General features: G+C 47.6%; 5 protein-coding genes. 3 read left to right on the top strand and 2 right to left on the bottom strand.

Annotated elements, in window-relative coordinates:
- Window positions 1–140: 140 nt before the first annotated feature.
- Entirely contained in the window at window positions 141–1547 is a 1407-nt protein-coding gene (locus B3O33_RS15160) for an FAD-dependent oxidoreductase (protein WP_292362668.1), read from the bottom strand.
- 24 nt (window positions 1548–1571) lie between these two features.
- Window positions 1572–6062: a glutamate synthase large subunit gene (gltB, locus tag B3O33_RS15155; protein ID WP_292362669.1), complete on the bottom strand. Its 4491-nt coding sequence runs from the start codon at window positions 6060–6062 to the stop codon at window positions 1572–1574.
- 234 nt (window positions 6063–6296) lie between these two features.
- Between gltB and purE the strand changes: the two genes are divergently transcribed.
- Genes purE through B3O33_RS15140 form a run of 3 tightly spaced genes read left to right on the top strand, consistent with a single transcriptional unit; the run spans window position 6297 to window position 8210 of the window.
- Entirely contained in the window at window positions 6297–6791 is a 495-nt protein-coding gene (purE, locus tag B3O33_RS15150; protein WP_278389119.1) for a 5-(carboxyamino)imidazole ribonucleotide mutase, read from the top strand.
- Window positions 6792–6804: 13 nt separating this feature from the next.
- Complete coding sequence (locus tag B3O33_RS15145; RefSeq protein ID WP_292362670.1) at window positions 6805–7935, top strand: 5-(carboxyamino)imidazole ribonucleotide synthase; 1131 nt, start codon at window positions 6805–6807, stop codon at window positions 7933–7935.
- Window positions 7935–8210: a SelT/SelW/SelH family protein gene (locus B3O33_RS15140; RefSeq protein ID WP_278389116.1), complete on the top strand. Its 276-nt coding sequence runs from the start codon at window positions 7935–7937 to the stop codon at window positions 8208–8210. The genes B3O33_RS15145 and B3O33_RS15140 overlap by 1 nt, the downstream gene beginning before the upstream one ends.
- Window positions 8211–8290 lie beyond the last annotated feature (80 nt).

Genomic DNA, 8290 nt, shown 5'->3' with positions numbered 1-8290 from the left:
TTTCAGCTCACAACAGAGGCGGATATGAAAGATAAACAAGCCCTAACTCAGAAACAAAATCGCACTGAGAGATCAGACTCAAGCGAGTATGACCAACTCAGTGCGATAAAATTGCCACGTGTTCAGATAAAACTGGAGAGTTAAACTTCCAGATATTCAAGAATACCTTCAGCTGCCTGTCGACCTTCCCAAACAGCAGTTACGACCAAATCAGAACCGCGCACCATATCACCACCAGCGAATATTTTCGGGTTAGTGGTTTGGTAAGCGCAGGCGCCTTCAGCGGGAGCAACAACACGGCCACCATCATCGATACTGACATTAAATTTTTCAAACCATGGCGCAGGGCTTGGACGGAAACCAAAGGCGATAACGACTGCATCCGCAGCGATAATTTCTTCACTGCCTTGTACTGGTTCAGGACGACGGCGTCCACGTTCATCAGGCTCACCTAGTGCTGTGGTGACGACTTTTACACCAGTGACTTTATTGCCATCGCCAATGATTTCAATCGGCTGACGGTTCCACATAAACTCAACGCCTTCTTCACGTGCATTGTTTACTTCGCGACGTGAACCCGGCATGTTTTCTTCATCACGACGATAGGCACAGATAACACTGGTCGCACCTTGACGAATAGCCGTACGATTACAATCCATTGCGGTGTCACCACCACCCAGAACAACGACTCGCTTACCTTCAAGCGATACATAGTTTTCTGATGGCAAGTCCAATAGTTTTTTATTATTGGCGACCAGATACGGCAAAGCTTCATGGACACCCGGTAATTCCTCACCCGGAAAGCCACCTTTCATATAGGTGTAGGTTCCCATACCGAGGAAAACAGCATCATATTCTTCCAGCAAGGCATCAAACTCGACATCTTTACCCACATCCGTATTCAGGCGGAATTCAACTCCCATACCTTCCAATACTTCACGACGACGTTTAACAACTTCTTTTTCCAGTTTGAATTCTGGTATACCAAATGTCAGCAGTCCACCGATTTCTGGATAGCGATCAAACACTACAGGCTTAACACCATTACGTACCAATACATCCGCAGCACCTAAACCGGCAGGTCCCGCACCAATCACCGCCACGCGCTTACCAGTATCCACCACATTGGATAAGTCCGGACGCCAGCCTTGTGACAAAGCAGTGTCGGTAATGTATTTCTCCACTGAGCCAATGGTGACTGCACCAAAACCGTCATTTAGGGTACAAGCACCTTCACATAACCGATCTTGTGGGCAAACACGACCACAGATTTCAGGCAACGTATTGGTTTGATGGGCCAATTCAGCAGCCTGTTCCAGATTGCCTTCACTGATAAGTTTCAGCCAGTTCGGAATATAGTTATGTACCGGGCACTTCCATTCACAATAAGGATTACCGCACTCTAAACAGCGGTCAGCCTGTTCTGCTGCCTGTGGCGCATCAAATTGCCCGTATATTTCGCCAAATTGCTGCTTGCGAACACTTGCATCCAGTTTTTTGGGGTCAACTCGACCTACATCTAAAAATTGAAACGTATTTTTTTTCATCGTTATATAGTTTTACCAGTTGTATCAGGCCGCTTTGGTGGCAATTTTTAATAAACCATCCAATGACGCTGCTTTGGGTTTGACCAGCCAGAACTCTTTAATCGCCTGTTCAAAACGATCCAGAATCTGGTGCGCCCAGACACTACCGGTTTCACGCACATGGTCTTCAATAAGGCCTTTTAGATGCAAAGCGGCTTCTGACATTTCGTCACCATCGATCCGCACCAATTCAACCAGCTCTTCGTTATAACGTTCCGCCAGAGTGTTATCCACATCCAGTACATAGGCCAGACCACCGGTCATGCCTGCACCAAAATTCAGCCCGGTCTCGCCCAGCACAACAACAACGCCGCCAGTCATGTATTCACATCCATGGTCGCCAACACCTTCAACCACAGCAATCGCTCCGGAATTACGCACGGCAAACCGTTCACCGGCTTTACCGGCAGCATAAAGCTCTCCGCCAGTAGCGCCGTACAAACAAGTGTTACCGATAATGCTGGCATTTTGCGTTTCAAAGTCGCTTTCAGGTGACGGATAGATAGTTAGCTTGCCTGCGGCCATGCCTTTACCGACATAATCGTTGGCATCACCTTCAAGGCGCATTTCCAGACCACCCGCATTGAACACACCAAAGCTTTGTCCGGCAGACCCGGTCAGATGAAGGCGTATCGGTTTATCAATCATGCCGTAATTACCATAAAGTTTGGCAATTTCACCGGATAACCGCGCACCAATCGAACGATTAATATTACGAATACTGTAACTGAATTCACCACCCGTTTTGTTCACTATGGTGTCTTTAATATCCAACACCATCTGCTCAGCCAATTCACCTTTATCATAAGGCTCATTTTTCGGCTCAAGGCAGAATTGCGGTTTATCTTCAGGAACACCTGCGTTCGACAATAAAGGTTGCAAATCCAGGCCACGCTGTTTGGCAGTGGTACCCGGCAAGACCTCAAGCAAATCGGTACGACCAATCAAGTCCTGCAGACTGCGCACGCCCAGTTTAGCCAACCACTCCCGGGTTTCACGAGCTACAAACTGGAAGTAGTTCATTACCATTTGTGGTAAACCGATAAAGTGCTGTGTGCGCAGCTTTTCATTCTGCGTTGCAACACCGGTCGCACAATTATTCAAATGACAGATTCGCAGATATTTACAACCTAAGGCGACCATTGGTCCGGTACCGAAACCAAAACTTTCCGCGCCGAGAATGGCTGCTTTGATGACATCCAACCCTGTTTTCAGGCCACCGTCTGTTTGCAGACGTACTTTGTCACGTAAGTCATTGGCACGCAGAGTCTGATGCGCTTCGCTTAAACCGAGCTCCCAAGGACCACCGGCATATTTCACCGAAGTTAACGGGCTCGCGCCGGTACCACCGTCATAACCGGAAATGGTAATCAAATCTGCATAAGCTTTTGCCACACCGGCAGCAACCGTGCCAACACCCGCCTGAGAAACCAGCTTCACAGAGACCAGCGCATCTGGATTAACCTGTTTCAAATCGAATATCAGCTGAGCCAAATCTTCAATCGAATAGATATCATGATGCGGCGGTGGAGAGATCAATGTTACGCCTGGCACTGAATGGCGCAGCGTAGCGATCATCTGATTAACTTTGCCACCCGGTAACTGCCCCCCCTCGCCTGGTTTAGCACCTTGAGCAATTTTGATCTGTAAAACTTCGGCATTAACCAAATAATGCGGTGTTACCCCAAAACGGCCTGAGGCAATCTGTTTGATTTTGGAAACACGCTCGTTACCAAAACGATCCGGATCTTCACCACCTTCCCCCGAATTGGAACGACCGCCTAAACGGTTCATCGCAATGGCTAAAGCTTCATGCGCTTCAGGCGATAAAGCGCCTAAAGACATACCAGCACTGTCAAAACGTTTCAGAATCGCGCCGGTATCTTCAACTTCTTCAATATCTAATGCCGTATCGGCTAGCTTGACATCCAACAAGTCGCGCAACACCATCGCCGGCCGTTCGTTAACTAACGCAGCATAGGTTTGATAGTCATCGTAACTGCCACCCTGAACAGCTTTCTGTAATGTGCCAATAACATCTGGGTTATAAGCATGATATTCACCGCCATGGATGAATTTCAGCAGGCCACCCTGGTCACGTTTTTTACGTTGATTCCAGGCCAGTTTAGCCAATTGCAACTGATCTGCATGTAATGCTTGAAAATCCGCTCCATTTACCCGACTGGTAGTAGCAGTGAAACACTTATCCACAACCACATCATTCAAGCCAACGATTTCAAACAATTGCGCTCCGCGATAGCTGGCAATGGTTGATATACCCATTTTAGAGGTGATTTTGAACAGCCCTTTGTTAATACCTTTACGGTACAGACGGCAAAGTTCGGCATGTTCAACGTTTTGGATTTCCTTGGTGGCACGCAGATCCTGCAGGCAGGCATAAGCAAGATAGGGATAAATCGCTGTAGCACCATAGCCGAGTAACACACCGAAATGATGTGGATCACGGGCTGTCGCGGTTTCTACAATGATATTTGCATCACAACGCAAACCGGCTTTAATCAGATGCTGATGCACCGCACCAGTTGCCAGTAGGGCATGTACCGGTAATGTGTCTTTGGAAATATCCCGATCGCTGAGGATCACTACCACATTGCCGTTACGCACCGCATTTTCTGCGTCAGCACAAATCGCATCAATCGCTTTTTCCAGGCCGATTTCCGGCTGGTAATTCAACGAGATACGATAAGATTTATATTCCGGGTCGTTATCACCCAGTCTGAGGATATGATTAAACAGTTTCTCGGTCAGTACCGGAGAATCCAGTACAACACGCTGTGCGTGATCTTCACCTTCTTCAAACAGATTACGTTCCTGACCAATACAGGTCTCAAGCGACATAACAATGTTTTCACGCAATGGATCAATAGGTGGATTGGTGACCTGCGCGAACTGTTGACGGAAATAGTCATATAACGAACGGGCTTTTTGTGACATGACGGCAAACGGGCTATCGTCACCCATTGAACCGACTGCTTCCTGACCCAGCTCACCTAAAACACGAATGACCTGATCACGCTCTTCAAAGCTGACACCGAACATTTTTTCAAACACTTCAAGTTCATCGCCCTGAATCTCAGGCAATGTGTGTTGATCATCGTCCTGGGTATCCTGCAAACGTTGCAGATTATTATCCAGCCATTCACGATACGGCTGAGCGGTTTTCAGCATTTCGTTGATATCTTCCGGCATCAACAATTCACCAGTCTGAGTATCAACCGCCAGCATCTGGCCTGGTTTCAGACGGCCTTTCGCCACAACATCTTCCGGTTGATAGTTGTAAACACCAACTTCAGACGCCAGCGTAATATGACGGTCTTTGGTTATCACATAACGTGCTGGACGCAAGCCATTGCGATCCAATGTACATGCGGCATAACGACCATCAGTGATAACCACACCGGCAGGACCATCCCATGGCTCCATGTGCATGGAATTAAAATCATAGAAGGCTTTCAGATCGGCATCCATAGTTGGATCGTTCTGCCATGCAGGTGGGATAAGTAAACGCATGGCACGGAACATACTGACACCACCCGCCAATAAGGCTTCCAGCATATTATCCATGCTGGATGAATCCGATCCGGTTGTTCCAACTAAAGGTCGGATGTCTTCCATGTTTTCAATAAGTGAGGTCGCAAATTTTGCGCCACGAGCCAAGGCCCAGTTACGGTTACCCTGAACGGTATTGATTTCACCATTGTGTGCCAGATAACGGAAAGGCTGAGCCAAACGCCATTGCGGCCAGGTATTGGTAGAAAAACGTTGATGGAATACGCATATAGCCGTTTCCATACGCTCATCGCTGAGATCTTTATAGAAAACCGGCAGATAGGACGGCATCACCAGACCTTTATAAGAAACCACTTGTGATGACAGGCTGGGGATATAGAAGTCTTTATCGTCAGTGATGGCTTTTTCAGCTTTACGGCGTGCAATGTAGAGATTGCGTTCAAATGTGGCGTCATCCATAGACTCGCCAGCATTCACAAATACATGGCGCATCTTCGGCAGCAAACGCAAAGCCTCGTCACCACAAGCCGTTTCGGCATCGACCGGCACTTCACGCCAGCCTATGACTTGCAGACCCTGTTCGGTGAGCTTTTCGGTAACAGCATCCTGCGCTAACTGTGCTTTATTGTCGTCCTGTGACAGAAAAACCATACCGACCGCATAGCGTTGCGCCAGCGAAAAACCGAGTTCTTCCGCAATAGCTTTAAAGAAGCTGTCTGGTTTTTTAAGCAATAAACCACAACCGTCACCGGTCTTGCCATCCGCACCAATTGCGCCCCGATGGGTCAGGTTGCCCAGCGCTTCAATGGCTGTTTTAATAAGCCAATGACTGGGTTTACCATCCATCTGAGCAATCAGTCCGAATCCGCAGTTATCGCGCTCAAATTCAGGTCTGTAGAGACCTTGTGTTAGTTCTGTTGGCTGACTCACGTCACATACCTTCATCGTTTGTTAGCGCCGTCGCAGCTCCATTCCGGTGGTAAAACCGGCACAGCTATGTCTAAACTGAGGAGCGTCGCACAAAAACACGGCAGAAAGGATCACCTAGTATAACGATTGATCCGACACCATTCAATTCTAGCTGCTTTTTTTAGACAGCAACTAACTGCAGTAAATTTTCCTATTTTCAATAAAATAGCTAAAATGCACTGCTTTTCTGACAATACAATCGGACTAACAATGGACAAACCACTGGTCGGCGTAGTGATGGGTAGTAATAGTGACTGGCCTGTCATGCAAAAAGCCGTGGAACAACTTGATGCTTTTGGCATTGCCTACGAAACCCAAGTTGTTTCTGCTCACCGTACACCCGATCTACTCACCGAATACGCCAAAACCGCCGAATCACGTGGGCTAAGTTGCATTATTGCTGGGGCCGGTGGGGCCGCGCATCTACCCGGCATGCTCGCAGCGAACACCTTAGTTCCGGTTCTTGGTGTTCCGGTTCCATCGCGTTATCTAAAAGGTCAGGACTCTCTATTATCAATTGTTCAAATGCCTAAAGGTATACCTGTTGCCACATTTGCAATTGGCGAAGCTGGTGCCGCTAATGCTGCATTATTCGCTATTGCCCAGTTAGCAATTCACGATAAGAAGTTGGCGGCTAAATTAGAACAATTTCGTAAAGACCAGTACCAGGCTGTCTTGGATATGACACTTCCACCACTAGCATAAAACTGAGGATGTAATGATTTTACCAGGAGCAACATTAGGAATGCTGGGTGGCGGTCAATTAGGCCGCATGTTTACGACTGCAGCACAAACCATGGGCTACAAAGTTATTGTGTTGGATCCCGATAAGAACAGTCCTGCAGGAATTATTGCCGACGAGCATATTTGTGCTGCCTACACAGATGACTCCGCCCTGGCTGAGCTTGCGCAACGTTGCGCTGCAATTACAACCGAATTTGAAAATATTCCTGCCAGCACATTAGCCTTTCTGGAACAACGCACCGTTGTCCATCCCTCCTCAACCGCCCTGGCCAGTACGCAAAACCGTAATGTTGAAAAGAGCTTTATTCGTGCCCAGGGCATTGCCACCGTGCCGTTTGTCAGTATTAACAGCACTGATGATATTGCCAGCATCGGTGACCAGATCAACTTCCCGGCGATCCTGAAAGTCGCAACCTTTGGCTATGACGGTAAAGGTCAGATTGTTTGTGAAGATTTACAGGCTGTCCATAAGGCTTTCGAGGCCTTAGGCCAAAAAGAATGCGTTCTGGAGCAACGAATCGATTTGGAACGTGAAATATCCGTTGTGCTGGCGCGTAGTCAGGACGGGCAGATCAGCGCTTTTCCAGTAGCTGAAAATGTGCATATCAATGGTATTTTGCACTCGACTACCGTGCCAAGTATTGCGGCAGAATCACTTCAGCAAACGGCGATTGAAATGGCCAGTACAATTGCTGAAGGCCTTCGTTATGTTGGCACCATGGCAGTTGAATTTTTTGTCTCCAAACAAGGGGATATCATTGCCAATGAAATTGCACCACGGCCGCATAATTCCGGACATTACACACTGGATGCCTGTCGCACATCTCAATTCGAACAACAAGTTCGGATGCTTTGCGGGCTTACTGCCGGAAATGCGGAATTAATTTCGCCGGTAGTGATGATTAATTTGCTAGGTGATGTTTGGGGCAATAGCCAGCCACACTGGGATAAACTGCTTGCTCAGCCTGATATAAAGCTGCATCTTTACGGAAAAAAAGAAGCACGCGCTGGTCGGAAAATGGGTCACTTTAATGTGCTTTCTGCCGACGCGTCCCAGGCAATGGAGCTGGCCAGTCAAACTTTTGAAGCCATTAAAGCTGATTAATGCATAACATAACCATTACCTACTGCACACAATGTCGCTGGATGTTGCGGGCCGCCTGGATGGCCCAGGAACTGCTCAGCACTTTTGACGGTGAGATTGCAGAATTAACGCTTAAACCGGCTACCGGTGGCGTTTTTGAAGTAACGGCAGATAATGCGTTGGTCTGGTCAAGAAAACAGGAAGGCCGCTTTCCTGATATTACCGAACTAAAACAACGTGTTCGTGATGTCATTGCTCCGGAACAGGATTTAGGTCATTCTGATAGAAAAAAGTAATAACCGGGTTTGAATGAATAAAAAAAGGGACGTTTTCACGTCCCTTTTTTATTTTTATGACCCGTCCTAAATAAGGTTGA

The sequence above is a fragment of the Methylophaga sp. UBA1464 genome (genome assembly GCF_002325665.1).
Taxonomy (GTDB): Bacteria; Pseudomonadota; Gammaproteobacteria; order Nitrosococcales; family Methylophagaceae; genus Methylophaga.
The sequence above is the reverse complement of the archived record's forward strand: the minus strand, read 5'-3'. Positions and strand labels throughout refer to the sequence as shown.

Excerpts from the sequence above, each read along its gene's own strand:
- B3O33_RS15160 (WP_292362668.1), bottom strand. The coding sequence starts at position 1,547 with ATGAAAAAAAATACGTTTCAATTTTTAGATGTAGGTCGAGTTGACCCC.
- gltB (WP_292362669.1), bottom strand. The coding sequence starts at position 6,062 with ATGAAGGTATGTGACGTGAGTCAGCCAACAGAACTAACACAAGGTCTC.
- purE (WP_278389119.1), top strand. The coding sequence starts at position 6,297 with ATGGACAAACCACTGGTCGGCGTAGTGATGGGTAGTAATAGTGACTGG.
- B3O33_RS15145 (WP_292362670.1), top strand. The coding sequence starts at position 6,805 with ATGATTTTACCAGGAGCAACATTAGGAATGCTGGGTGGCGGTCAATTA.
- B3O33_RS15140 (WP_278389116.1), top strand. The coding sequence starts at position 7,935 with ATGCATAACATAACCATTACCTACTGCACACAATGTCGCTGGATGTTG.